The organism is uncultured Microbacterium sp. (assembly GCF_945952435.1).
Taxonomy (GTDB): domain Bacteria; phylum Actinomycetota; class Actinomycetes; order Actinomycetales; family Microbacteriaceae; genus Microbacterium.
In genome coordinates this window covers 42,682-65,495 of the sequence record NZ_CAMFHZ010000015.1, presented here as the reverse complement: position 1 = coordinate 65,495, position 22,814 = coordinate 42,682, and the positions used below count along the sequence as shown (strand labels likewise).

The window sequence follows — 22,814 nt, the reverse complement described above, 5'->3', positions numbered from 1 at the left end:
CACACCGCACCCAGGCGTCCCATGGCAGACATCCAGGGGACTGTAAGAGTGTAAGCGGACCGCCTGGGAGTCGCGATGGGCAGATCTGCCCATCGCGGCGGCCATCCGCAGGTCGTCGGGTGGTTGCGCTCCACCCTTCGATCGATTTCCGGAGACGGCGGCACCCCGCTCGGTCTGCGCCGCATAGGCTCGAGGCATGTTCCTCGACCCCGTACTGCGTCGCGTCGAGCCCTTCCTGCTGCGCCTCGATCGGATCGCCGGAGGTCGTCACGCGCACGAGAAGATCGCGGAGGCGGACCGCGATCACCCACGCACCCTGCGCGCCTTCCGCTGGACGTTCTGGCTGCTCGCTCTGGAGCTCGTGATCGGCGTCGCCGCCGTCGTCGTCGCGGTCGTGCTCGCGTTGCAGGCGCGCTCGATCGCCGCCGTGCCGTTCGCCGTGTGGATGCGCGCGCTCATCGTGCTCGCCATGACGGCGACGCTGTTCTACTTCGCCTGGCGAGCGGCCCTCGGCTGGCGCTGGGCCTACCAGCGGCTGCGGCTGTTCGCGCAGATCTTCCCCGTCATCACGCTCGTGATGGCCGCGATCCCCGGGCTCTACCCCGCCTGGATGGTGACCGAGCAGATCGTGTTCAGCCTGATCATGATCGGCATCGCCGACTTCCTCACAAGCGACCACATGCGTCAGGCGTTCCGCAAGCCGGAGGGCGAGCCGGTGGACTGAGCCGCGGACCGCCGGTTGGCGGACCGCCGCGGCGGCTCATTCCGCGCGCCAGCACCCCTCGAGGTGGTCGTCGACCATGCCCGCGGACTGCATGAGGGCGTACATCGTCGTGGGGCCGACGAAGCGGAACCCTCGCGCACGCAGGGCCTTGCTCAGGGCCTGGGATTCAGCGGTGACGGCGGGCACGTCCGCCATGCTCCGTGGCCGGGGCGAGCGGTCCGTCGGCGCGAACGACCACATGAGCGCGTCCAGTTCGCCGGGTGCCATCCCCTGCACGATACGGGCGTTGCCGATGGTCGCCTCGATCTTCGCGCGATTGCGCACGATCCCCGGATCGGCGAGGAGGCGATCCACGTCGTCCTCCCCGAACGACGCGACGGCGGCGGGCTCGAACCCCGAGAAGACCGCGCGGAAGCGCGGGCGCTTGCGCAGGATCGTGATCCAGCTGAGGCCGGCCTGGAATCCCTCGAGCGCCATCTTCTCGAACAGCGCACGGTCGCCGTGCAGAGGCCTGCCCCACTCCTCGTCGTGATAGCGGCGGTACTCCGGATCCTCACCCGCCCAGGCGCAGCGCACGCGGTCGTCGACGGAGGAAGGAATGGTCATGAGGACCAGGCTAGGCGAGCGCACCGACATCGCCCGCCCGATGCGCGTGCCGTCCGGGCAGAACGGCGCATCGGCGGCGCTCGTCCGGCTAGAGCTGTCGGGCCTTCTTCAGGGCCTTCTCGTCCACCGGCGCCTGGCCGGACGCGCGGAGCTCGTCGTAGTAGGCACGGGCCTCGTCCTGACGGATCCGCTCCGCGCCGGAGGCGATCGGCGCACGTACGTGCTCCGGCTCATAGCCGAACGCGTCCACGAGGTCGATTGCGTGCGGGCGCAGCCGCGCGCAAAGCCGGTCGATGTAGCGCGAGACGGATGCCGCGCGCTGCGCGGACAGCCGCCCGTTGATGAGGTACCAGGCGAGGTGCTTCTCGATGAGCTGCAATCCGAAGAGGTCGCGGAGCCAGGTGAGCACCGTGCGGCTCTCGTCGTCGGTCACCCGGTTCAGCGCCTCCGTGAACGCCTCCCACTGCAGCAGCTCCCCGTGCGCGCGAGCCGCCTCGATGAGCTCTGCCTGGTTCTCGTTGAAGAGGCGGGCGCCGAGCTCCTTGTCCTTGCCGCCGGCGCGCAGACGCCCGGCGATGTCGGCGACCATCTGCTGCACCCGGTCGGTGAGCAGCTCCTGCTGCTGCTCGGCGCGCAGTCCGTTCTCGACCGAGCGCGCGGTGGATCCGAGATCCGCGACCGCCTGGCCGAACTGGCGCAGCCCTGCTCCGTGGAACACCCGCTCCGCGGTCTGCCCGACGGCGTACTTCGCGAGCGCCGCGGCGTCCTTGCCCGTGAACTGCCGCGCGTAGTCGGTCAGCAGCCGCTTGCCGACGAGCTGCAGCAGCACGTTGTTGTCGCCCTCGAAGGTCACGTAGACGTCGAGGTCGGCCCGGAGGCCCACGAAGCGGTTCTCGAACATGAAGCCGGATCCGCCGCACGCCTCGCGGCACTCCTGCAACGTGTCCAGCGCGTGCCAGGTCGACAGCGGCTTGAGAGCGGCGGCGAGCGTCTCCAGGTCCTCGCGATCCTGCGGGGTGTCGGTCGCGCCGGAGAAGACGCCGTCGAACTTCTTCAGGAACTCGTCATGCGCGAACAGCTGCGCGTATGTCGTCGCGAGCCGCGGGAGCAGGCGCCGCTGGTGCTTGCCGTAGTCGAGCAGGGTGGTCTCGGATCCGTCGGCACCGGCGAACTGCCGACGCTGCGACGCGTAGGTGATCGCGATGTAGAGCCCCAGTGCGGACGCCCAGGAGGCGGCGCCGTCGAGGGAGACGCGCCCCTGGACGAGCGTGCCGAGCATCGTGAAGAAGCGGCGGCCGGGGCTGTCGATCTCGCTCGAGTAGGTTCCGTCCGCCGCGACGTCGCCGTAGCGGTTGAGCAGGTTCGTGCGGGGGATGCGCACGTGGTCGAAGCTGAGCCGGCCGTTGTCGATGCCGTTCAGGCCGCCCTTGAGCCCGTCGTCCTCCCGGCCGATGCCGGGCAGGTCCACGCCGTCCTCGCCACGCAGCGGCACGTAGAAGCAGTGCACGCCGTGGTTCACGCCGTTCGTGATGAGCTGCGCGAACACGGTCGCGGCGACGCCGTGCAGAGCGGCGTTGCCGAGGTACTCCTTCGTCGCCGCACGGAACGGCGTGTTGATCACGAATTCCTCGGCCTCGGGGTCGTACGTCGCGGTGGTGCCGATCGCGGCGACGTCGGATCCGTGCCCGATCTCGGTCATCGCGAAGGCCCCGGGGATCTCCAGGCTCATGATGCCCGGCAGCCACCGGTCGTGGTGCTCCGTGGTGCCGAGCTGCAGCACGGCGGAGCCGAACAGCCCCCACTGCACGCCCGACTTGATCTGCAGGCTGGGGTCGGCCGCGACGAGCTCCTCGAACCCGGCGATGTTGCCGCCGTTGTTCTCCTCGCCGCCGAGGCGCTTGGGGAAGGCGCGGTGCACGGCCTTGTTCTGGACGAGCAGGTGCATCTGGCTCAGCACGCGCTCGCGGTGCTCGTCCTTGCCGAGCGCATCGTCGCGCCAGAACGCCGGGTCCTTGATCATCTCGCGGGCCTCGCGGCGGGTGTCGGCCCAGGTGCCGAGCAGCAGATCGCCCACCGCGTCGACGTCGATGCGCGGCGCCGAGGGGGTGTCGGTGTGCGGGGTTTTCGCGGAGTTCGTCCGGACGGCGGCGTCGACCATGGGGATCCTCTCGTGAGGTCATCGGGGCACTTCGATGGTAGGTCTCGCACAACGCACGACGAAGTCGACTGTGGGATCGACCCAAGACGCTGCGGCGACGGTGCTCCCGCCGATTGTGGCGTCCCCACAGGAGCGCCCTCGTCCGGCCGAGCACCGCCCGGAATCGTGGCACGCCACGCGCGCGGCGGACGACGCGCTCAGTGCTCGGCTGCGATGACCTCGAGCACGGCCTCGCCGTAGGCCTCGCGCTTCTTCTCGCCGATGCCGCTGATGCCGACGAGATCCTCCGCCCGGGACGGCCGGTGCTCGGCGAGCGCACGCAGTGTCGCGTCACCGAACACGACGTACGCCGGCACACCCTGCTCGCGCGCGGTCTGCGCGCGCCAGGCGCGGAGGGCCTCGAAGAGTCCGCGATCGCCCTCGTCCAGCGCCTCCGCGGCTGCGCGCTTCGCGGAGCGGCCCGAGCCCGATGCGCCGGCTCGGGTGACCACGTCGTGGCGCAGCCTCACCGGAGTGGTCCCGGAGAGCACCCCGGCGCTCGCCTCGTTCACCGCGAGCGTCCCGTACTCCCCCTGCGCCTGCATGAGGCCCTGGGCGAGCAGCTGCCGCACGACCGAACGCCATTGCGCATCCGTGAGGTCGGATCCGATCCCGTAGGTCGCGAGCTCGTCGTGGCGGAACTTGCGGATCTTCTCCGTCGACGCACCCCGGAGGATGTCGACGAGGTGCCCTGCGCCGAACGACTGCCGCCGCTCGCGCTGCAACCGCACGATCGTAGAGAGGAGCTTCTGGGCCGGGATCAGTCCGTCCCAGCCCTCCGGCGGGGTGAGGCACGTGTCGCAGTTGCCGCACGGTTCCGCACCCTGCCCGAAGTAGCCGAGCAGGTTCTGCCGACGGCAGTCGACCGTCTCGCACAGCGCGAGCATCGCGTCGAGGTGCTGGTTCTGCCGCTGCTTGATCTGCCGGTCGCCGTCGCCCTGCTGGATGAACCGGCGCTGCTGCACCACGTCGCCCAGGCCGTACGCCATCCACACCACGGAGGGCTCGCCGTCACGACCGGCGCGACCGGTCTCCTGGTAGTACCCCTCGACCGACTTCGGCAGGTCGACGTGCGCGACGAAGCGCACGTCGGGCTTGTCGATCCCCATCCCGAACGCGATCGTGGCGACGACCACGACGCCGTCCTCGCGGAGGAAGCGCGACTGGTGGGCCGCGCGCGTGGCCGCATCGAGACCCGCATGATAGGGAATCGCGTCGAATCCCTGCTTCCGCAGATACTCGGCGGTCTGCTCGACCGAGGAACGGCTGAGCGCATAGACGATTCCCGCGGATCCCTCCGGCTGGCTGCGGATGAAGGCCACCAACTGGCTGCGGACGTCGACCTTGGGGTCGATGCGGTACTGGATGTTGGGGCGGTCGAAGCTCGCGACGAAGTGCTCTGCGTTCGGGAGGTGCAGTCGCTCGGTGATCTCGCGGTGCGTCTGGCTCGTCGCGGTGGCGGTGAGAGCGATCCGCGGAACGCCGGGGAACCGCTCCGCGAGGCCGCCGAGCGCGAGGTAGTCCGGCCGGAAGTCGTGCCCCCACTGCGAAACGCAGTGGGCCTCGTCGATCGCGATCACGCTGAGCGACCCGCGCTGCAGGAGCGCGAGGGTCTGCGCGTTCGAGAGCCGTTCCGGCGCGACGTAGAGCAGATCCAGCTCGCCTCGGAGGTAGGCGCGCTCGACCTCGGCCCGGTCCGCCGCGGTCTGCGTGGAGTTCAGGTACGCGGCGCGCACGCCGTTGGCGCGCAGGGCGTCGACCTGGTCGTGCATGAGCGCGATGAGCGGGCTGACCACGAGCCCCGTGCCTTCGCGGACGAGTGCGGGGATCTGGTAGCAGATGCTCTTGCCGCCACCGGTGGGCATGAGCACGACCGCGTCGCCGCCCGCCACGACCTGGTCGATGATGGCCGCCTGGTCGCCACGGAACGCGTCATAGCCGTAGACGGTGCGCAGCGCGTCGATCGGCGTCGCGAAGCGGGAGGGCGCGGGGGCCTGCGGGAGGGCCGACGCGGCCGGAGCGGGAAAGCTGCCCTGGGGCACGGCGCCGGGGGTGCCCGCCCACTCGCCCTCCTCGGGCGGCGGGGCGTCCCAGGGTTCGTCGGCGTAGGCCCCGTCGAGCGGCGCATCCGCCCAGGGCAGATCCGCGTACGGGTCCTGCGGATCGTTCACGGGCATGTCTCCAGCGTAACGAGGGCCACGGACGTCAGGGTCCGCCGAGGTCGACGGGCGACGTCGCCGCAATCCGGGACCCCGTTTCGTCTCGCTCCGCTCGCTCAACGACCCCCAAAGCGCACCACCCGGTGGTCGTTGAGCGACGACGCCGCCGGCGACGAAGACGAAACGCCCCCACCCCGCAAACCCCGTTTCGTCTCACTCCGCTCGCTCAACGACCCCCAAAGCGCACCACCCGGTGGTCGTTGAGCGACGACGCCGCCGGCGACGAAGACGAAACGCCCCCACCCCGCACACACCGTTTCGTCTCGCTCGGGCTCCGGCCGGGCTCGCTCAACGAACCCGACAGACATCAGGCCAGGCCCAGGCGCGCCTCGAGCACGAGCGCGGAGACGCCCACGAGCACCAGATCCTCGATGTCGTGCACCGCCTCGACCACGAGCTCGTCCTCCCCGCTCGGTTGCACCCGCGCCCGCACGGCGTCGCGGCACGCGCCGAGGAAGGTCCCGGTCACGACGTCGTCGGGCCCCGACACGAAGACGGATCCCACGCCGGTGACGGCGAGCATGGGCGCGATCGCGGTGCCCAGGACCGCTCCGGCCTCCGCGAGCACGCCGTCCCTCTCCTGCTCCGGGACCGCCGCGAGCCGTTCCCGCACCCGCGCCGTGTCGACGAGGCGCTGCAGGCAGCCGCGGCGTCCGCAGTCGCACAGCGGACCGTCGGGCTGCACGGACAGGTGCCCGATCTCCCCCGCCGCGAACCGGTCGCCCTCGACCAGCGCCCCGCCGACGATGAGCCCCGCGCCGACTCCGTACGTGAGCAGGATCCCGAGCAGCGACGCACGCCCCTCGGGATCGTGGGTGTACATCCCCAGTGCCGCCGCGTTGCCGTCGTTCTCGATGTACGCGGGCAGCCCCAGCCTCTCCGTCACGCGAGCGGCGAGGTCGAGGTCGAACCAGCGGCGGACGTCCGCGCGACGCACGATCCGGCGGTCGACCACGATGCCGGGCGTGCCGATCCCGATCCCGAGCACCGGCCCCTCGGCCGCGTCGACGAGCTGCTGCGCGAGTCCGAGCAGCGCCTCGATCGCCTCCTCGCCGACGCGCCCGTCGATCGGGACGCTCGCCCGATGCAGCACCGTTCCGCGCAGATCGGTCACGACCCCGATGAAGCGCACGGCGTCGGAGAGGTGGAGGGCGACGATCCGGAACGCGTCCTCCCGCACCGAGAGGAGCACGGCGGGCTTGCCGGCGCCGCTGTGGCGCTGCGTGCCGGTCTCGACGAGCAGCCCGCTCTCGACGAGCTCGCCCGCGAGATCCGACACGCTCACCGCGGAGATCCCGGATCGGCGCGCGAGCTCGGCGCGACTGAGGGGGCCCTCGGCGAAGACCGTCTGCAGCAGCAGGGTCCTGTTCTGCTCGCGGGCCTGCTGCGGGACGATCCGCTGCGTCGTCCGCAGCCGACGCAGCGCGGAGCGGCCAGGGTCGCCCAGGCGGTCGGCACCGGTCATCCTGCTCCCCTCCCGCGCGGGGCCGCGCGATGCCGGACGGATCCGGCTTCCGAGTCGACGATAGCGGCTGAGGGCGGGAGCGGCCCCGAGCCCGCGGCGGCGCAGGGAGGACGTCCTATGCCGGGAGGGGCGCCGGGGTCGCGGGGTCCCCGTCGACCGGGTGGGCGGCGATGCCCTGACCCGCGGGGCCGGGACGCACGCCGAGCCGGTCGAGCAGCGGACGCAGGGCGTCGACGCGGCGGGCGAAGGTCGGCCACTCCGGTGCGTCGACCGCCCAGGCGCGTTCTGCGACCGCGAACATCCGGGGGAACAGCATGCCCTCGATGTCCGCCTCGGTCTCCACCGTCTCGGTCCACAGCGGCGCCTCGACGCCGGCCACCGCGTCCTCGGGGATGCCGGGGAGGAGGGCAGCCGGTTCCCACGCGTACGCCTGTTCGAGCGAGATCGACGGTGCGGACCAGGTCAGACCGATCGGGTGGTCAGGGGTCGGCTTGATGTCGAGGTAGACCGCGTCGGCCGGCGAGGCGATCATGCGGCCGCCCTGGTCGACGATCGATCGGATCGGATCCGCGTCCTCGTCCGGCGCATCGCTGCGGCCCCAGTACTGACCGATCGTCCCTGGCGCGAGGTCTGCGCACGCGCCGGCCTCGTGCCAGACGATCGGAGTCTTCCCGTGCGCCGCGACGAGGCGCGTGGCCCGCGCCAGGAACGCCTCGAACTCTGCCCTCTCGGTGCTGCGGGCCTCGTCCCCGCCGATGTGGAGGAACGGCCCCGGCGTCTCCGCGGCGAGGAACGCGATGATCGAATCGACGAACGCGAAGGTCTCCTCCTTGCGGGTGTCCAGCGTGGAGAATCCGACGTCCGTGCCCGTGTAGGGCTCGGTCACGATGCCCTCCGGCGCGAGTTCGGGGTACGCCACGAGCGCGGCGTGCGTGTGGCCGGGCATGTCGATCTCCGGGACGATCGTGACGAAGTGCCGTTCGGCGTGACGGACGATCCGGCGGTAGTCCTCGACGGAGTAGAAGCCGCCCGCGGATCCGCCGACCTGCGTGGCGGCCCCGATCCCGGTCAGCGCGGGCCGTCCGGGGACCTCGATGCGCCACCCCTGGTCGTCGGTGAGGTGCAGGTGCAGGTGGTTGATCTTGAGCGCGGCGAGGCGCTCGACGAGCCGTTCGACGACCTCGACGGGGAAGAAGTGCCGGGCGACGTCGAGCATCGCGCCGCGGTATTCGAAGCGCGGCGCGTCCTCGATCGCGAGGGCGGGGATCTCCAGGCCGGCGACCGCGAGTTGGGCGAGGGTCTGGATGCCGGCGAACGCGCCCGCCGCGGAGGGCGCGGCGATCCGGATCCCGTCCGCGGCGACGTCGAGCGTGTAGCCCTCGGGGGAGACGCCGGCGCCGGTGATCTCGATGACGATCGACGGTGCGTCGATCCCGCGCCCGTCGGCCTCGTCGATCCGCTCGCCGTCGTCCAGGGCGAGCCCCGTCGCCGTGCGCAGCGCCGACGCGGCCGCGCGGCGGAGATCGGGGTCCGCCACGCGGAGCGGCGTCGCGGCGCTCAGCACGAACGGCGCCGAATCGCGCACGGCCAGACGTGCAGGGGAGGGAATCAGGGCGGGCGTCGTCATCGCGGCACTTCTCCGGACGTCGGGACGCCTCGGGCATGCGCGGCGTCGTACTAATTACTTCTAGATGCGTACGAATTACGCTAGGGCACGACCTCTCACCCGTCAACGGTCGATCTCGCGCAGAACGCCCCGGTCGCCGCCGGCACGCGTACGGTGGGTGCCATGCCGCAGATCTCCGTCTCGCTCGACGACGCCGCCTCCCGCTACGAGATCTCCGTCGACGGCGCTCTCGCCGGCTTCGCCGAGTTCCAGCGCCGACCCGGACGGATCCTCTTCACGCACACCGAGATCGACCCGACATTCCAAGGGCAGGGGCTCGCCGGGATCCTCGCGAAGGACGCCCTCGCCGACGCGGTCGCCACCGGCCTCACGATCGTGCCGTACTGCCCCTACATCGCGCGCTATCTGCGCACGCACGACGTCCCCGGCGCGCAGGTGGAGTTCCCCGATGACCCCGAAGCCTCCGACGGTTCCGACGCCCCCGCAAGCGGGTCCGCGGACTCCGGCACCGAGCACGCATGACTCCGCTCGGACCGCGATCGGTCGTGCTCGCGGCGCGCGAGGTGCCGCTGGGCGGCGTGCGCGCGATGAACGTTCTGCGCGTGCTGCCGAACAAGGACGTCCCGACGATCGGCGCGTGGTGCTTCCTCGACCGATTCGGCCCCGCCGACGTGCGGATGCGCGTCGAACCGCACCCGCACATCGGCCTGCAGACGGTCACCTGGCCGTTGGTCGGCGAGATCCGCCATCGGGACACGCTCGGCAGCGACGTCGTGCTGCACCGCGGCCAGTTGAACCTGATGACCGCAGGCCGCGGGATCGCGCACTCGGAGTACTCGGTCGGCGAGGACGCGGGGCCGCTCGACGCGCTGCAGCTCTGGGTCGTGCTTCCCGACGGCGCAGCGACCGGATCCGCGGGCTTCGAGAGCCACGCATCGCTGCCGAGGGTCTCCGTGCCGGCCGAGGAGGGACCGGATGCGGATGTGACCGTCGTGTTGGGGTCGTACGCCGGGGTCGACTCCCCCGCGACGGCGTACACGCCGATCGTCGGCGCGGAGATCCGCCTCGACCGGGGCACGCGGACGCGGCTGCCCCTCGAGTCGGCATGGGAGCACGGGCTGCTGCTCGTCGAGGGCGATGCCCGGATCGCCGGGGCGGACGGACTGGACGCGGCGCTGTCCACCGACGACGTGCTGTTCCTCGGCGACGCGCGCGACGACGTGACGGTGTCGTCCGAGACCGGCGCCCTGCTGTTCCTGCTCGGCGGCGAGCCGTTCACCGACGACCTCGTGATGTGGTGGAACTTCGCCGCCCGCAGCCACGAGGAGATCGTGCAGGCGCGTGAGGACTGGGAGGCCGGATCCGATCGCTTCGGCCACGTCGTGGGTCACGGCGACGAGCGGATCCCCGCTCCGCCGATCCCTGGCGTGCGTCTGATGCCTCGCCGCCGGCGCGTCTGACCGGCGTCGTCGGCGCGACCCCGCCGCCCCCGCGGTCCGTCGTCGCTCCCGGCGCTTGCCGGGCGCCGCTACGCTGAGGCCGTGCCCCGCACCCGCTCCCCTCTGCCCACGCGCATCCTGCTGGTCTGCGCCGCGATCGGCGTCGCCACCGGGCTGCTCGGCGCCGCCGCAGGCTGGGTGACGATCCCCGTGATCGCGGGGGCGCCGTTCGCCTACGGGCTGGTGCTCGGCTCGCACGTGCTGCCCGGGATCATCGCGCAGGAGGTGCTGCGACGACCGCTCGTCGCACTGCTCACGCACGTGCTGGCGGCCCTGGTCGCCAGTGCGTTCAACCCGATCTGGTTCCCTCGGTTCCTCGGTACGGCGCTGTTGTTCGGGCTCATCCAGGAGGGCGTCGCCGCGCTCACGCGATACCGGGCCTGGGGCGCCGTGCGCTTCTTCGTCTCCGCGGTGATCATCGGCGCGGTCATCGCTGTGGTCGTCTTCTTCGCCGTGGACCTCGCGAAGCTTCCGCTCTGGGCGCGGATCGTCTACCTGCCGATCGCGGTGCTCGGTCCGGTGCTCTGGACGGCGATCGGCCTGCGGATCGGCGTCCTGCTGCGCCGTGCCGGGGTCGCGCAGCGCTGATCCGTCCGGCTCGTCTCCCGCCCCGGAACAGCCCGGTTAGGCTTGCCTAAGCACCCTGCCGAGAGGATCCGCCGTGCCCGCCGCCCCGCTGCTGAGCGTGCGCGATCTCACCATCGCGCACCCCGGCGCGACCCAGCCCGCCGTTCGATCGGTGTCGTTCGACGTGCACGCGGGCGAGGTCGTGCTGCTGCTCGGGCCGTCCGGATCGGGAAAGTCGACCCTCGCCCTCGCCCTCGGCGGGCTCATCCCGCACTCCCTCGACGCCGAGGTGGCCGGATCCGTCCGCGTGGCGGGTCTCGATGCCGCGACCACCCCGGTCGCCGAGCTGAGCAGCCTCGTCTCGACCGTGTTCCAGGATCCGGATGCGCAGATCATCACCGGATCCGTGCTCGACGACACGGCCTTCGCGCTGGAGAACCTGCGGCTGCCCGTGCCGGCGGTGCTCGCCCGATCGGAGGCGGCACTGCGGCGCATGGGCCTCTGGGAGCGGCGTCACGACAATCCGGACCGGCTGTCCGGCGGCGGGAAGCAGCGCCTCGCGATCGCGGCCGCCCTCGCGACGGGTGCACCGGTGCTCGTCCTCGACGAGCCGACGGCGAACCTCGATCCGCAGGGCACCGCCGATGTGCACGCGGCGCTCGCCGACATCGCCGCCGCACACGACCGAGCGATCGTGCTCGTGGAGCACGACGTCGACGGTGCGCAGGAGATCGCGACACGCGTGATCGTGCTCGACCACGAGGGGAGGATCGCGTTCGACGGACCGATCGCGGAGACCCTGCGCGCGCACGCGGCCGAGCTCCTGGCACTGGGCGTCGCGCTGCCCACCGCAGCCCTGGCCGCGTTGCGGCTGGACGAGCGGATCCCCGCACTCGCCCTTCGCGCGATCGCCCCGCTGCCCCTCACGCCCGACGAGCTCCTGAGCGCTCTCGCACGGGCCGGGATCACCGCGGGAGAGACCCCGAGCGCAGCGGTGGTCAGCCGCGCGAGCGTCGGTCCGATCGACGGCCCGACCCATGATCCGATCGTCTCCGCGCGGAACCTCGACGTGCACCGCCGCGGCGTCCCGGTCTTGCGGGGCGTCGACCTCGACGTCCCGACCGCCTCGATCACCGCCGTGATCGGCCCGAACGGCGCAGGCAAGAGCACGCTCGTCCAGGCTCTCGCCGGGGTCGTCCCCCCACCCCGTGGACGCGTGCGTGCGGGCGGGTTGGATCCGGCCAGCGCCGATCCGCGCACCCTCGCCGCGCGGATCGGCTTCGTCTTCCAGAACCCGGAGCACCAGTTCATCGCACACACCGTGTTCGACGAACTCGCGCACGGGCTCCGCCTGCGTCGCACACCGGACGCCGAGGTCAGGGCGAGGGTCGGTGCGATGCTCCACCGGTTCGGCCTCGCCGCGAAGGCCGACGTGCATCCGTTCCTGCTCTCGGGCGGGGAGAAGCGGCGCCTGTCGGTCGGCACGGCGCTGATCACCGAGCCCCGTCTGCTCGTCCTCGACGAGCCCACGTTCGGACAGGACCGCGCCCGCACCGAGGAGCTGCTCGCGCTGTTCCGGGAGCTCCGCGCCGCCGGGACGACGATCCTCCTGGTCACGCACGACCTCGACCTCGTCGTCCGGCATTCGACGCACGCGATCCTGGTGGAGGACGGCGGAATCCGCGCCGCCGGCCCCACCGCGACCCTCGTCCGGGACGGACTGATCCCGCTGCCGGAGGCGTACCGCGTGATCCCCCCGGACCTGCGCACCCGGCTCACGGACGCCCCTGCCGCCCCTGCTCCGATCCTGGCCCCACCAGACGTCCCGGCACGGCCGCAGAACCGCCCGACCGACCCGTACGCCGAGCGGGGTACCCTCCCGCCGCACGCTTGGCTGCATCGGCTGAACCCGCTCGCGAAGCTCGGTGCCGTACTGCCCGCGATGACCCTGCTCGTCTTCGTGCGCGACCTCGCGACCCCGGCGGCGTTCCTCGTGCTCGCGTACGCGATCGTCCTCTCCGGTGCGCACCTGAGTCGGCGGATCTGGGGCGTGCTGATGGTCGCGGTGCCGGTCGGCGTGCTGGTGCTGTCAGCGGCGATGGCGCTGTGGACGGATCCGACCCAGGTCGCCCGAACACCGACGCTGCTCACGATCGGCGGGTGGACCCTGCACGCGGGGGCCGTCGAGGTCGGACTCGCGACCGGTCTGCGCCTCGCCGCGATCCTCGCCCTGGCCCTGATCCCCGGCCTGACCAGCACCGGACCGGAGCTCGTGCGAGCGGGCGTCCAGCAGCTGCGCGTCCCTTACCGGATCGGGTACGCGGCGCTGGCGGCCTACCGGTTCGTCCCGCGGTTCGGCGACGAACTGCAGACGATCAGGGCCGCGCATCGCGTCCGCGGCACGCACGGAGGCCGCGGACCGTTCGCCCGGATCGCGCGCGGCTGGGGATACATCGTGCCGCTCCTCGCGGGCGCGATCCGGCACGCCGAGCGTGTGGCGCTGGCGATGGACTCGCGGGCGTTCGGCGCCTACCCGACTCGCACCGAGAGGCACGAGAGCCCGTTCCGTGCGCGCGACGTGGCGTTCCCGATCCTGATGTTCCTCGCGTCGGCGGCGATCGCCGTCGCGTTCTTCCCCTGGCGGCCGTGACGGCCCGAACCGCGTCGAACCGCCTCCGCACGCACAGGGCGTCGAAGGCGGTTCGATCCGGTTCGGATGCTCGCAGGACCGGTGGAGGCCGAGCTCAGCCGATCCGCTTCCGGTAGACGACGATCGCGGCCGCGTAGGCGACGACGAGGATCCCGACGAGCCAGGCGAGCGCGATCCAGATGCTCGCGCCGACCGGTGTCCCGGCGAAGAGCGCCCGGATCGTGTCGACGATCGACGTGACCGGCTGGTACTCGGCGAACCAGGCCACCGGACCCGGCATCGAGGTGGTCGGCACGAACGCGGAGCTGACGAACGGGAGGAAGATGAGCGGGTAGCTGAACGCGCTCGCCCCGTCCACGGTCTTGGCGCTGAGGCCCGCGATCACGGCGAGCCAGGTGAGTGCCAGGGTGAACAGGATGAGGATCCCCGCCACCGCGAGCCAGGCCCCGAAGGATGCGCCGGTGCGGAAACCCATCGCGAACGCCACCCCCGTGACGATCGCCACCGACACCACGTTCGCGACGAGCGAGGTGAGCACGTGGGCCCACAGCACGCTGGACCGCGCGATCGGCATCGACTGGAAGCGCTCGAAGATCCCGCCCTGCAGATCCAGGAACAGCCGGTACGCGGTGTACGCGATGCCCGACGCCACCGTGATGAGCAGGATGCCCGGCAGCATGTACGCGACGTAGGACTGATCGGATCCGGTCCGGATCGCCCCGCCGAGCACGAACACGAACAGCAGCAGGAGCGCGATCGGCGTCACCGCGGTGGTGATGATCGTGTCGGGGCTGCGCAGGATGTGCCGGAGCGAGCGTCCCGTCAGTGCGCGGGCGTCGCTCAGGATGTGTCGGGTCATTTCGCCACCTCGTCCTTCTCGTTCGTTGTCGCCGGTCCCACCAGCGCGAGGAAGACCTCCTCGAGCGTGGGCTGCTTCTCGACGTACTCGACCCGTGCCTGCGGCAGCAGAGCCTTGAGTTCGGCGAGGGTGCCGTTCTGGATGATCGCGCCCTCGTGCAGGATCGCGATGCGGTCGGCCAGGTGCTCGGCTTCGTCGAGGTACTGCGTGGTGAGCAGCACGGTCGTGCCGCCCTTGGCGAGTTCCGTGACGGTGTCCCACACCTCGATCCGGGCCTGCGGATCCAGGCCCGTGGTCGGCTCGTCGAGGAAGATCACCGAGGGCTCGCCGAGGAGGCTCATCGCGATGTCGAGGCGACGGCGCATCCCGCCCGAGTACGTACCGGCGCGGCGCCCCCCGGCGTCCGTGAGCGAGAACCGCGCGAGCAGGTCGTCGGCCGCGGCTCCAGGATCGGGCAGGTGACGCAGCTTCGCGACGAGCACGAGGTTCTCGCGCCCGGTGAGGATCTCGTCGACGGCCGCGAACTGCCCGGTGAGGCTGATCCTCTCGCGCACGGCGTCCGGCGCTGTGGCCACGTCGAAGCCTTGGACGGTGGCGGATCCGTCGTCGGCCTTGAGCAGCGTGGACAGGATCCGCACCAGCGTGGTCTTGCCCGCGCCGTTCGAGCCGAGCAGAGCGAAGATGCTGCCCCGCTCGACGTCGAAGTCGACCCCGCGGAGCACCGGAAGACCCTTGAAACCCTTCGTGATGCCCTGCACCCGGATCGCCGGGGCCGCGAGAGCGGTGCTGGTCATGATCGCTGCTCCTTCTCGGCGGCGTCGATCGCGCTCGTGAACCGGGCGCGCTCCTTGTCGATCCACTCACGGCCGGCGTAGGCCGCGGCAAAGCTCTCCACGAAGTCGACGGGATCGTCGCCGACGATGTCTCGGATCGGCGTGCGATCGATCGCGGCCCGCTCCCAGAGGTCCGCCAGATCGGTGAACATGCGGATGAGGGTGTCGCCGTCGGTGATCCGACCCGAGGAGAGGAGGTAGCGGTGCATGGCGAGCGCGGCCTCCGCGTACGGCGCGGGAAGCTTCTCGATGCGCGCCTTGTCCTGCTTGTACTGCTTCTTCTGCTCGAGGGGTCCGGTGAGGGCTTCGATCCATTTGGCGGCCATGTCAGGCTCCTTCGTTCGTGTCGGTCGTGCGGTTCGTTCCGGTCGTGCGGTGGGTGTGGCGGAGCCGCTCGATGCGATCCGCGAGGAAGCTCCAGGTCCCCCAGAACTCGTCGAGCTGGTCGCGCCCCTGCGGGTTGAGCGAGAACACCTTGCGCGGCGGCCCCTTCTCGGAGGGCACCTTCTCCACATCGACCAGCCCGCGCTGCTCGATCCGCACGAGGACGGCGTAGATGGTGCCCTCCGCGATGTCGGTGAAGCCTTCGTCCCGCAGCCGCGTCGTGATCTCGTACCCGTAGGCGGATCGCTCGGCCAGGATCGCCAGGACGATGCCTTCGAGCGTGCCCTTGAGCATCTCGGTCATCTGGCTCGCCATCGCGATCACCTCCTTCTACTCAGTGATGTTGACTACCGGTAGAAAGTAACACTGAGTACCGGTACATAGCAACACTGAATACCAAGACTTATCCAAGCGCGTCGCCGCCGCACGACGGACGCCCCCGGATCCGAGGATCCGAGGGCGTCCGAGAGAGAGCCGTCAGCGGGTCAGCGCTTGCCCGCGATCTTGCGACCGACGAGCTCGCGCATGATCTCGTTCGTGCCGCCGTAGATGCGGTGCACGCGGGCGTCGAGGAAGGCGCGGGCGATGGGGTACTCGGTGATGTAGCCGTAGCCGCCGTGCAGCTGCACGCCCGTGTCGAGCACCTCCCACTCGCGCTCGGTGGCCCAGAACTTCAGCTGTGCGGCCTCCTCCGCCGTCAGCTTGCTGGCCGCGTAGGCCTTCAGGCCGCGATCCACGTAGGCCCAGAGCGCGTCGACTGCGGTCGCCATGTCGGCTACCCGGAACCGCGTGTTCTGGAAGTCGATGATCCGCTCGCCGAACGCTTCGCGCTCCTTCGTGTACGCCACGGTCCAGTCCAGCGCGGCCTGCGCCGCCGCGGCTGCGGCGACCGCGATCGAGAGGCGCTCGAGCGGCAGGTTCATCATGAGCTGGACGAAGCCGAGCCCCTCCTTGCCGCCGATGAGGTTCTCCTCGGGGATGAAGACGTCGCTGAAGCTCAGCTCCGCCGTGTCCCAGCCGTGGAAGCCCATCTTGCTGAGCTTCTTGCCGTGCTCGAAGCCCTCCATGCCGTTCTCGACGATCAGCAGGCTGAACGCGTCGGGACGGTTGCCCTCGCCGGTCTTCACGAACGTCACCACGATGTCCGCGGTCTTGCCGGAGGAGATGAACGTCTTCGCGCCGTTGAGGACGTACCCGCCGTCGACCTTCTTGGCATTCGTTTTGATGCCGCGCAGATCGCTGCCCGCTCCGGGATCCGTCATCGCGAGCGCGCCGAGGATCTCACCGGTGGCCATGCGCGGCAGCCACTTCTCCTTCTGCTCCTGCGTCCCCATGTGCACCAGGTACGGCACGGCGAGGTCGTCCTGGATCCCGAAGGCACCGGCGAGCGAGCCCGCACCGGCCGCGATGACCTCCTCGTTCACGATCGAGCGGAAGCGGTAGTCCTGCAGCATGCCCGCCCCGCCGAACTCCTCCGGGACGGACAGGCCGATGATGCCGGCCTCGCCCGCGGCGAGCATGGTCTCCCGGTCGATCTCACCGGCGGCGTCCCAGCGCTCGATCGCCTCGTTCGTGACGTGGCGCTTGATGAAGTCCTTGACGAGGTCGCGGAAGGCCTCGTGGTCCTCGTCGTAGATGTCGCGTTCCATGCGCGCTCCTTCGAAATCGTGTGCGTCTTCGCACTCGCGATCCTATGCGCGATTCCGCGGATCCTGGCCCCGTTTGTGGGAATGCATTCCGGGCTGGATGACACTCGGTGTCACGATTGTGGGGAGTGTCCAGCCGCCCGTGTGCGTCGATCCGCAGGTCACCCCGGGTAGGCGGGAGCGGCGGGCAGGCCGAAGAACTGCTCCAGGGTCGCGAAGCCGCCGTCGTGGTACGCGGTCGCCAGCGGCACGCCGATGAAGCGCAGATGCCACGGCTCGGCGTCGTAGCCGGTGATGGGCGTCTGCCCGGCGACGTAGCGGACGATGAAGCCGTAGCGCCACCCGTTCTCGGCGACCCAGGCCCCGGCGGGCGTGCCGCCGAAGGAGTCGATCGTTCCGCAGCCTCCGCCGCACGAGATCACGTCGGCCGCCATCCCGGTCTGATGCTCGCTGTGGCCCGGACGGGCCGAGAGCGCATCGCCCTTTGCCTGGCCGTAGGTCGCGACCTGCCCGGAGTAGGTCTGCACCTGGGTGTCGTAGGAGCGGTAGCCACTGCCGAGCGCGATCGTGCCCACGCCGGCCGCGTCGGCCCCGGCAGACAGCGCGTCGAGCGCCTGCGCCACGTCGGTCCGGAGCGGACCGGCGGTGTCGTCGACCACGAGCGAGGGTTCCGAGAGCGACGCAGGGGCGTAGGCGAGCGGGTTCAGCGGACGTGTCTTGTTCACGACGAGCCAGTCCCGGACCGGGTCCCCGAGGTCGATGCACGGCGCGTTGCCCGTGGCCACCGCGGCCCGGAAAGCGGCACCTCCGCCGAAGGCCGCGACGACCGCGTCGTCCCCGCCGGACGCCAGGGCCTCCTTCACCGCCGCCTGGCCGCAGGGATCCGCGACGGCGACGGTGCGCAGCGAGACCGCAGGGAGACTCTTCGCCGTGGGCGGCATCGCGATGGTCGACGCGCTCTTCACCGTGACCGGATCGGCCACGGATCGAGACGACGCCGACCCGTCGGCGAGCGCCCAGAGCGCTCCGGCGAGCGCGACCGCGAGACCGATCGTCAACGACAGACGGAACCGCAGTCGCGGGTCCATGCCACGACGTTCCGCGGGCTGGTTCGGGTCTGCCACGCCTCCATTCTCCCCGGCGAACCTGGACGTCGGAGTCATTCGAAGCTTTCGACGATTATCTCTTGACTCAAGATCGTCCTTATGTTCGAATATGGGCATGAGATGGCAAGGGCAGAGGATCGACGAGACCGACTCCGAAGCGCTCCCCGGCATGGAGAACCGCACGGGATTCCTCCGCACGGTGACGACGCCGGAGTTCGCGGGGATGACCTTCCACGAGGTGCTCGCGAAGTCCGCCCTGAACCACGTGCCGGGCAGCTCCCGGATGCCGTTCCAGTGGACGATCAATCCCTACCGCGGATGCAGCCATGCCTGTGTGTACTGCTTTGCCCGGGGCACGCACACGTATCTCGACCTGGACGCCGGACGCGACTTCGACTCGCAGATCGTGGTGAAGGTCAACGTCGTCGAGACGCTCGAGAAGGAACTGCGACGCGGATCCTGGAAGCACGAGACCGTGGCGCTCGGCACCAACACCGATCCGTACCAGCGGGCCGAGGGGCGCTATCGCCTCATGCCGGGGATCCTCGCGGCGTTGGCGGAGTCGGGCACCCCGTTCTCGGTGCTCACGAAGGGCACGCTGATCCGCCGCGACATCCCGGCGCTCGTCGATGCGGCGACACAGGTCCCCGTCGACGTGCAGTTGTCGATCGCGATGTTCGACGAGACGCTGCGTGAGGCGATCGAACACGGCGCACCCACCACGCAGGCCCGCCTCGACACCGTGCGGGCGCTCAGCGATGCGGGGTTCCGCGTGGGCGTATTCCTCATGCCGATCCTGCCCCACCTCACCGACTCGGTGGACGCGATCGACCGCGCACTGCGCCGCATCAGGGAGGCCGGAGCCGACCACGTCATCTACGGCGCCCTGCACCTGCGTGCCGGCGTCAAGGCCTGGTTCCTGCAGTGGCTCTCGCAGCATCGCCCGGATCTGTTGAGCTCCTATCGCGCTCTCTATCCGGGTGGGGCTTCCGAGGCGCCGAAGGACTATCGCACCTGGCTCGGGCGCAGGGTGAAACCGCTCATCCGCATGCACGGATTGGAGGCGCGGCACTCCGCGGACCGTCCCCGGCGGCGCTCGTTCTCCGAACCGGAACCGGTCGGCACGCAGCCGTTGTGGCTGTTCGAGCAGCCCGCGGGGGAACGCATCGCGCCGTCGAGGGTCGGCGCGCGACGAGCGCCCGCACCGACCCCGACGCTGTTCTGAAGCACGCTGCTCCGAAGCGTCTGTTCTGCGACGGAAGCCTCAGTCTCGAGCCCACGAGTCCACGAACCCACGAAGAGGCGATCGTGGATCAATACCAGTTGGTCGCCTGGGAGTGACCCCACGCCGAGCACGGGGTGCCGTAGACGCTGGAGATGTAGCCGAGGCCCCAGGTGATCTGGGTGACCGCGTTGGTCGCCCAATCGTCGGCGATGGTGGCCATCTTGTCGCCGGGCAACGCCTGCGGGATGCCGGTCGCGCCGGACGGGTTGTACGCCTGGTAGTCCCAGCCCGATTCCTTGGTCCACAGCGAGTCCAGGCACTGGAACTGGTCGTCGCCCCAGCCGTACTGGCTCGACATCAGCTGCCGGGCGGCGTTGCGCGCGCCGTCGGGGGTGTTGGCGGCGGCCTGGGCGTCGGCAGCGGCCTGCGCGGCTGCCGCCGCTTCCTCGGCGGCCTTGGCGGCAGCGGCGTCCGCGGCCTGCTTCGCGGCGACCGCGTTGTCGAGGTTGGTACGCACCTCGCTCACCTCGGACTCGACGCGCTCCGAGTAGGACGCGACGACGACCGCGAGCGTCGTGTGCGGGGCCGCGTTGTCGGAGGCATGGGAGGCGAGCACGTCGTGCGCGGAGCGCAGGCCGGTCGTGTCGACGAACTTTCGGCCCTGGCCGAGGTCGAGGCCGGAGGCCTTGACGTCGGCGTTGACCGCCGCCGCGTCGACCATCGCGGTCGTCGCCGTGTCGAGGGAGGCGCGCACCTGGGCACGTTCGTTGACGGCGTTCACGGCGCTTTCGGCCGCCGCCGCGGGTTCGGCGGCAGCCGTCGCGGGGGCAAGGAGGGCGGCGCCTCCTACGGCGACCGCGCCGAGAACGGCGGCGGCTCCGACGAAGGCGATGGTCTTGCTACGGGCCGAGCGGAAAAGCGGGGTCTGACGGGAAAGCGGGGTTTTCGACATGAAGAAGTAACGATCCTTGAGTCCGGGGCACCGCTCGGGAAGCGGCGCTGGCGCCTCGGGTGGCGCGCACAAGGTAACGATCCTGCATCACCCCGGCTGGGAGGTTTCCGAGTTTGACCCGGATGCACAATAATTTTTTACCCGATTCTCAGGCGCGTCCTTCCGTCGCTGGCTGCCCGCGCCCCGCGCTTGCCCGGCCTCCGCGCGGTCACCGCCGGTTCCACGACGGGAGGGCCCGGAGCGACGTGTCGTCGCCTCCGAGCCCTCCGCAGAACCGGATGGAGCCGGTCAGGACGTCAGGTCCGCCTCCGTCGGCATGCGTCCCGCGATCTCCTCGACGAGGTCGTCGCCGGGACGCGCCTGCTCGAAGGGGGCGTCGATCTCCGCCCGATCCAGCAGCTCCGACATGCGGCGGCTGCGCGGACGCGTGATGAGCGTGACGACGCGACCGGCGTTGCCCGCACGCCCGGTGCGGCCGGCGCGGTGCAGATACGTCTTGTACTCGTCGGGGGCGTCGGCCTGGACCACGAGGTCGATGTCGTCGACGTGGATGCCTCGCGCCGCCACATCGGTGGCGACCAGCACGTTGACCCGCCCCGAGGTCAGCTTCTGCAGATTGCGGGTGCGCTTCGCCTGGTTCAGATCGCCGTGCAGCGAGACGGCGGGGATACCGGCATCCTCGAACTGCTCCGCGAGCATCTCGGCATACGCGCGAGTCCGGGCGAAGACGAGCGTGCGGCCGTCGCGATCGACGAGCGAGCGCAGGATCTCGGCCTTGTCGCGGTGCTCGATCACGAGCACCCGGTGTTCGATCGTGCCGGAGTCCTGGGTCTCCCCCGCGACCTCGAACACGGCGGGGTCGACGAGGAACTCGTCCACGAGCGCGGCGACCTCACGATCGAGCGTGGCGGAGAACAGCAGTTTCTGGCTCCCCTCCCCCGTCGCTCGCAGGATCCGCTGGACGGGCTCGACGAAACCGAGCTCGCACATGTGATCCGCCTCGTCGAGCACGGCGACGCGCACATCGGAGAGGTCGAGCTTGCCCTGCGCGATCAGATCCTCGATGCGCCCCGGGGTGCCGATCACGATGTCGACGCCCTTCTTGAGCGCTCCGACCTGGCGGGCCTGGGGGACGCCCCCGTAGATCTGGGTGGTGAACAGGCCGACGCTGCGGGCGATCGGCTGCACGGTGCGGTCGATCTGCAGCGCCAGCTCGCGCGTCGGCGCGAGGATGATCGCGCGCGGCGACCGCCCGAACTCGCGCTTCTTGCCCTTCTGCGAGAGCAGGATGCTCTCGACGAGCGGCGCCCCGAAAGCGATCGTCTTTCCGGATCCGGTGCGCCCGCGAGCGAGCACGTCGCGGCCCTCGAGTACGGCCGGGATCGAGGCGGCCTGGATCGGGAAGGGGCTCTGCGCGCCCATGTTGCCGAGGACCTCGACGATGTTGGAGCCGAGACCCAGATCCGCGAAAGTGACGTCGGCCACGGCTTCGGCCTCGACGGTCTGCGCGACGAGGCGCTCGTGGACGACGTCCTCGGTCTGCTCGGGGCGAGGGGTCCGGTCACTGCCGCGGCTCCAGTCGTCCCTGGCCGGGCGGGAGGAGCGGTCGTCGCGACGCGGGCGGTCGTCCCGACGCGGGCGGTCGTCGCGATCGAATCGGGGCCGGTCGTCCCGATGGGGGCGGTCGGCGCGGTGCGACCGGTCCTCCCGACGCGCACGGTCGTCACGGTCATACCGCGGACGGTCGTCGCGACGCGCACGGTCGTCACGGCCGTATCGCGGACGGTCATCCCGACGCGCACGGTCGTCCCGGTCGAACCGGGGGCGGTCCGACCGGTCGTCCCGGCGGTGCGGGGCGTCGACCCGACCCGACTCGGCGCGACCGCGGATCGGACGGGCCTCGTCACGACCCGCGCGCTCCTGTGCGGACCAGCGACGCTTCGGATCCCGCTCGGCCCCCGCGGACTCTGCGCGGTACCCGCGGTGTCCGGGCGAGCGACTGCCGGGACGGGAGTCCACGCGGCGGTCGTCCCTGGCCGGACGGGCGTCGCGCCCGTATCCGCGGTCGACCCGGTCGCGATCGGTCCTGTCCCGGTCGTGGGCGCGCGGCGCGTCGCCGTCGCGGGCGGGGCGTCCCTGGCGATGACGATCGTGGAACGAGGTCTTCTTCGCGTAGCGCGGCTCGAAATTCGCCGAGGGGCGACCGCCCTTGGGCTTGTGGTTCTTGGGCATCGGGGTGTCCTTGTCTGGTTCTC

The 22,814-nt window shown here is 70.9% G+C and carries 19 protein-coding genes; 6 read left to right on the top strand and 13 right to left on the bottom strand.

Translation table 11 applies throughout. From position 1 onward, the window contains the following. Positions 1-196: 196 nt before the first annotated feature. A complete protein-coding gene (locus Q0P88_RS09570) occupies positions 197-724 on the top strand; it encodes a hypothetical protein (RefSeq protein WP_295013503.1) in 528 nt (175 codons plus the stop codon). A gap of 36 nt (positions 725-760) precedes the next feature. Here the strand turns inward: Q0P88_RS09570 and Q0P88_RS09565 are convergent, their stop codons facing one another. The 5 genes from Q0P88_RS09565 to Q0P88_RS09545 form a co-directional block, all read right to left on the bottom strand. After that, entirely contained in the window at positions 761-1,330 is a 570-nt protein-coding gene (locus Q0P88_RS09565; protein WP_295013501.1) for a DNA-3-methyladenine glycosylase I, read from the bottom strand. An 88-nt stretch (positions 1,331-1,418) separates the two neighbouring features. Beyond that, positions 1,419-3,488 (bottom strand): acyl-CoA dehydrogenase, encoded by a 2,070-nt coding sequence (locus Q0P88_RS09560; RefSeq protein ID WP_295013499.1) that lies wholly within the window; start codon positions 3,486-3,488, stop codon positions 1,419-1,421. 197 nt (positions 3,489-3,685) lie between these two features. After that, entirely contained in the window at positions 3,686-5,704 is a 2,019-nt protein-coding gene (gene recQ / locus Q0P88_RS09555; protein WP_295013497.1) for a DNA helicase RecQ, read from the bottom strand. A gap of 349 nt (positions 5,705-6,053) precedes the next feature. Continuing rightward, on the bottom strand, positions 6,054-7,211 hold the full coding sequence (locus Q0P88_RS09550) for an ROK family protein (RefSeq protein WP_295013495.1): 1,158 nt from the start codon (positions 7,209-7,211) through the stop codon (positions 6,054-6,056). A gap of 115 nt (positions 7,212-7,326) precedes the next feature. Beyond that, positions 7,327-8,838 carry a family 20 glycosylhydrolase gene (locus Q0P88_RS09545; protein ID WP_295013493.1) on the bottom strand — a complete coding sequence of 504 codons (1,512 nt, stop codon included), beginning with the start codon at positions 8,836-8,838 and terminating at the stop codon, positions 7,327-7,329. Between the two features lie 162 nt (positions 8,839-9,000). Between Q0P88_RS09545 and Q0P88_RS09540 the strand changes: the two genes are divergently transcribed. From Q0P88_RS09540 to Q0P88_RS09525, 4 genes are all read left to right on the top strand, one after another. Further along, positions 9,001-9,360: a GNAT family N-acetyltransferase gene (locus tag Q0P88_RS09540; RefSeq protein WP_295013491.1), complete on the top strand. Its 360-nt coding sequence runs from the start codon at positions 9,001-9,003 to the stop codon at positions 9,358-9,360. Further along, entirely contained in the window at positions 9,357-10,298 is a 942-nt protein-coding gene (locus Q0P88_RS09535) for a pirin family protein (RefSeq protein ID WP_295013489.1), read from the top strand. The genes Q0P88_RS09540 and Q0P88_RS09535 overlap by 4 nt, the downstream gene beginning before the upstream one ends. A gap of 81 nt (positions 10,299-10,379) precedes the next feature. Next, on the top strand, positions 10,380-10,925 hold the full coding sequence (locus tag Q0P88_RS09530) for an ECF transporter S component (RefSeq protein WP_295013487.1): 546 nt from the start codon (positions 10,380-10,382) through the stop codon (positions 10,923-10,925). Between the two features lie 73 nt (positions 10,926-10,998). Beyond that, positions 10,999-13,554 carry an ATP-binding cassette domain-containing protein gene (locus Q0P88_RS09525; RefSeq protein ID WP_295013485.1) on the top strand — a complete coding sequence of 852 codons (2,556 nt, stop codon included), beginning with the start codon at positions 10,999-11,001 and terminating at the stop codon, positions 13,552-13,554. Positions 13,555-13,648: 94 nt separating this feature from the next. On the opposite strand, the gene Q0P88_RS09520 is transcribed toward Q0P88_RS09525, so the two are convergent. The 6 genes from Q0P88_RS09520 to Q0P88_RS09495 form a co-directional block, all read right to left on the bottom strand. Further along, positions 13,649-14,413, bottom strand: coding sequence for an ABC transporter permease (locus Q0P88_RS09520; RefSeq protein WP_295013483.1), 765 nt, complete (start codon positions 14,411-14,413; stop codon positions 13,649-13,651). Continuing rightward, positions 14,410-15,207, bottom strand: a complete 798-nt coding sequence (locus Q0P88_RS09515) for an ABC transporter ATP-binding protein (protein ID WP_295013481.1) — start codon at positions 15,205-15,207, stop codon at positions 14,410-14,412. The genes Q0P88_RS09520 and Q0P88_RS09515 overlap by 4 nt, the downstream gene beginning before the upstream one ends. Further along, positions 15,204-15,572, bottom strand: coding sequence for a DUF1048 domain-containing protein (locus Q0P88_RS09510; protein ID WP_295013479.1), 369 nt, complete (start codon positions 15,570-15,572; stop codon positions 15,204-15,206). The genes Q0P88_RS09515 and Q0P88_RS09510 overlap by 4 nt, the downstream gene beginning before the upstream one ends. A gap of 1 nt (position 15,573) precedes the next feature. Next, entirely contained in the window at positions 15,574-15,945 is a 372-nt protein-coding gene (locus Q0P88_RS09505) for a PadR family transcriptional regulator (protein ID WP_295013477.1), read from the bottom strand. Positions 15,946-16,115: 170 nt separating this feature from the next. Continuing rightward, the gene (locus Q0P88_RS09500) at positions 16,116-17,279 is read right to left on the bottom strand and encodes an acyl-CoA dehydrogenase family protein (RefSeq protein WP_295013475.1); all 1,164 of its coding nucleotides are present in this window, start codon (positions 17,277-17,279) and stop codon (positions 16,116-16,118) included. Positions 17,280-17,437: 158 nt separating this feature from the next. Further along, positions 17,438-18,400 carry a D-alanyl-D-alanine carboxypeptidase family protein gene (locus Q0P88_RS09495; protein WP_295013473.1) on the bottom strand — a complete coding sequence of 321 codons (963 nt, stop codon included), beginning with the start codon at positions 18,398-18,400 and terminating at the stop codon, positions 17,438-17,440. Positions 18,401-18,497: 97 nt separating this feature from the next. On the opposite strand from Q0P88_RS09495, the gene Q0P88_RS09490 reads away from it, so the two are divergent. Continuing rightward, the gene (locus tag Q0P88_RS09490; RefSeq protein ID WP_295013470.1) at positions 18,498-19,607 is read left to right on the top strand and encodes an Rv2578c family radical SAM protein; all 1,110 of its coding nucleotides are present in this window, start codon (positions 18,498-18,500) and stop codon (positions 19,605-19,607) included. 88 nt (positions 19,608-19,695) lie between these two features. On the opposite strand, the gene Q0P88_RS09485 is transcribed toward Q0P88_RS09490, so the two are convergent. Both Q0P88_RS09485 and Q0P88_RS09480 read right to left on the bottom strand, forming a co-directional pair. Then, the gene (locus Q0P88_RS09485; RefSeq protein WP_295013468.1) at positions 19,696-20,559 is read right to left on the bottom strand and encodes a phospholipase; all 864 of its coding nucleotides are present in this window, start codon (positions 20,557-20,559) and stop codon (positions 19,696-19,698) included. 288 nt (positions 20,560-20,847) lie between these two features. After that, the gene (locus tag Q0P88_RS09480; RefSeq protein ID WP_295013466.1) at positions 20,848-22,791 is read right to left on the bottom strand and encodes a DEAD/DEAH box helicase; all 1,944 of its coding nucleotides are present in this window, start codon (positions 22,789-22,791) and stop codon (positions 20,848-20,850) included. Positions 22,792-22,814: the final 23 nt, after the last annotated feature.

Coding starts and splice junctions, on each gene's coding strand:
- Q0P88_RS09570 (WP_295013503.1), top strand. CDS start 197: ATGTTCCTCGACCCCGTACTGCGTCGCGTCGAGCCCTTCCTGCTGCGC.
- Q0P88_RS09565 (WP_295013501.1), bottom strand. CDS start 1,330: ATGACCATTCCTTCCTCCGTCGACGACCGCGTGCGCTGCGCCTGGGCG.
- Q0P88_RS09560 (WP_295013499.1), bottom strand. CDS start 3,488: ATGGTCGACGCCGCCGTCCGGACGAACTCCGCGAAAACCCCGCACACC.
- recQ (WP_295013497.1), bottom strand. CDS start 5,704: ATGCCCGTGAACGATCCGCAGGACCCGTACGCGGATCTGCCCTGGGCG.
- Q0P88_RS09550 (WP_295013495.1), bottom strand. CDS start 7,211: ATGACCGGTGCCGACCGCCTGGGCGACCCTGGCCGCTCCGCGCTGCGT.
- Q0P88_RS09545 (WP_295013493.1), bottom strand. CDS start 8,838: ATGACGACGCCCGCCCTGATTCCCTCCCCTGCACGTCTGGCCGTGCGC.
- Q0P88_RS09540 (WP_295013491.1), top strand. CDS start 9,001: ATGCCGCAGATCTCCGTCTCGCTCGACGACGCCGCCTCCCGCTACGAG.
- Q0P88_RS09535 (WP_295013489.1), top strand. CDS start 9,357: ATGACTCCGCTCGGACCGCGATCGGTCGTGCTCGCGGCGCGCGAGGTG.
- Q0P88_RS09520 (WP_295013483.1), bottom strand. CDS start 14,413: ATGACCCGACACATCCTGAGCGACGCCCGCGCACTGACGGGACGCTCG.
- Q0P88_RS09515 (WP_295013481.1), bottom strand. CDS start 15,207: ATGACCAGCACCGCTCTCGCGGCCCCGGCGATCCGGGTGCAGGGCATC.
- Q0P88_RS09510 (WP_295013479.1), bottom strand. CDS start 15,572: ATGGCCGCCAAATGGATCGAAGCCCTCACCGGACCCCTCGAGCAGAAG.
- Q0P88_RS09505 (WP_295013477.1), bottom strand. CDS start 15,945: ATGGCGAGCCAGATGACCGAGATGCTCAAGGGCACGCTCGAAGGCATC.
- Q0P88_RS09500 (WP_295013475.1), bottom strand. CDS start 17,279: ATGGAACGCGACATCTACGACGAGGACCACGAGGCCTTCCGCGACCTC.
- Q0P88_RS09490 (WP_295013470.1), top strand. CDS start 18,498: ATGAGATGGCAAGGGCAGAGGATCGACGAGACCGACTCCGAAGCGCTC.
- Q0P88_RS09485 (WP_295013468.1), bottom strand. CDS start 20,559: ATGTCGAAAACCCCGCTTTCCCGTCAGACCCCGCTTTTCCGCTCGGCC.
- Q0P88_RS09480 (WP_295013466.1), bottom strand. CDS start 22,791: ATGCCCAAGAACCACAAGCCCAAGGGCGGTCGCCCCTCGGCGAATTTC.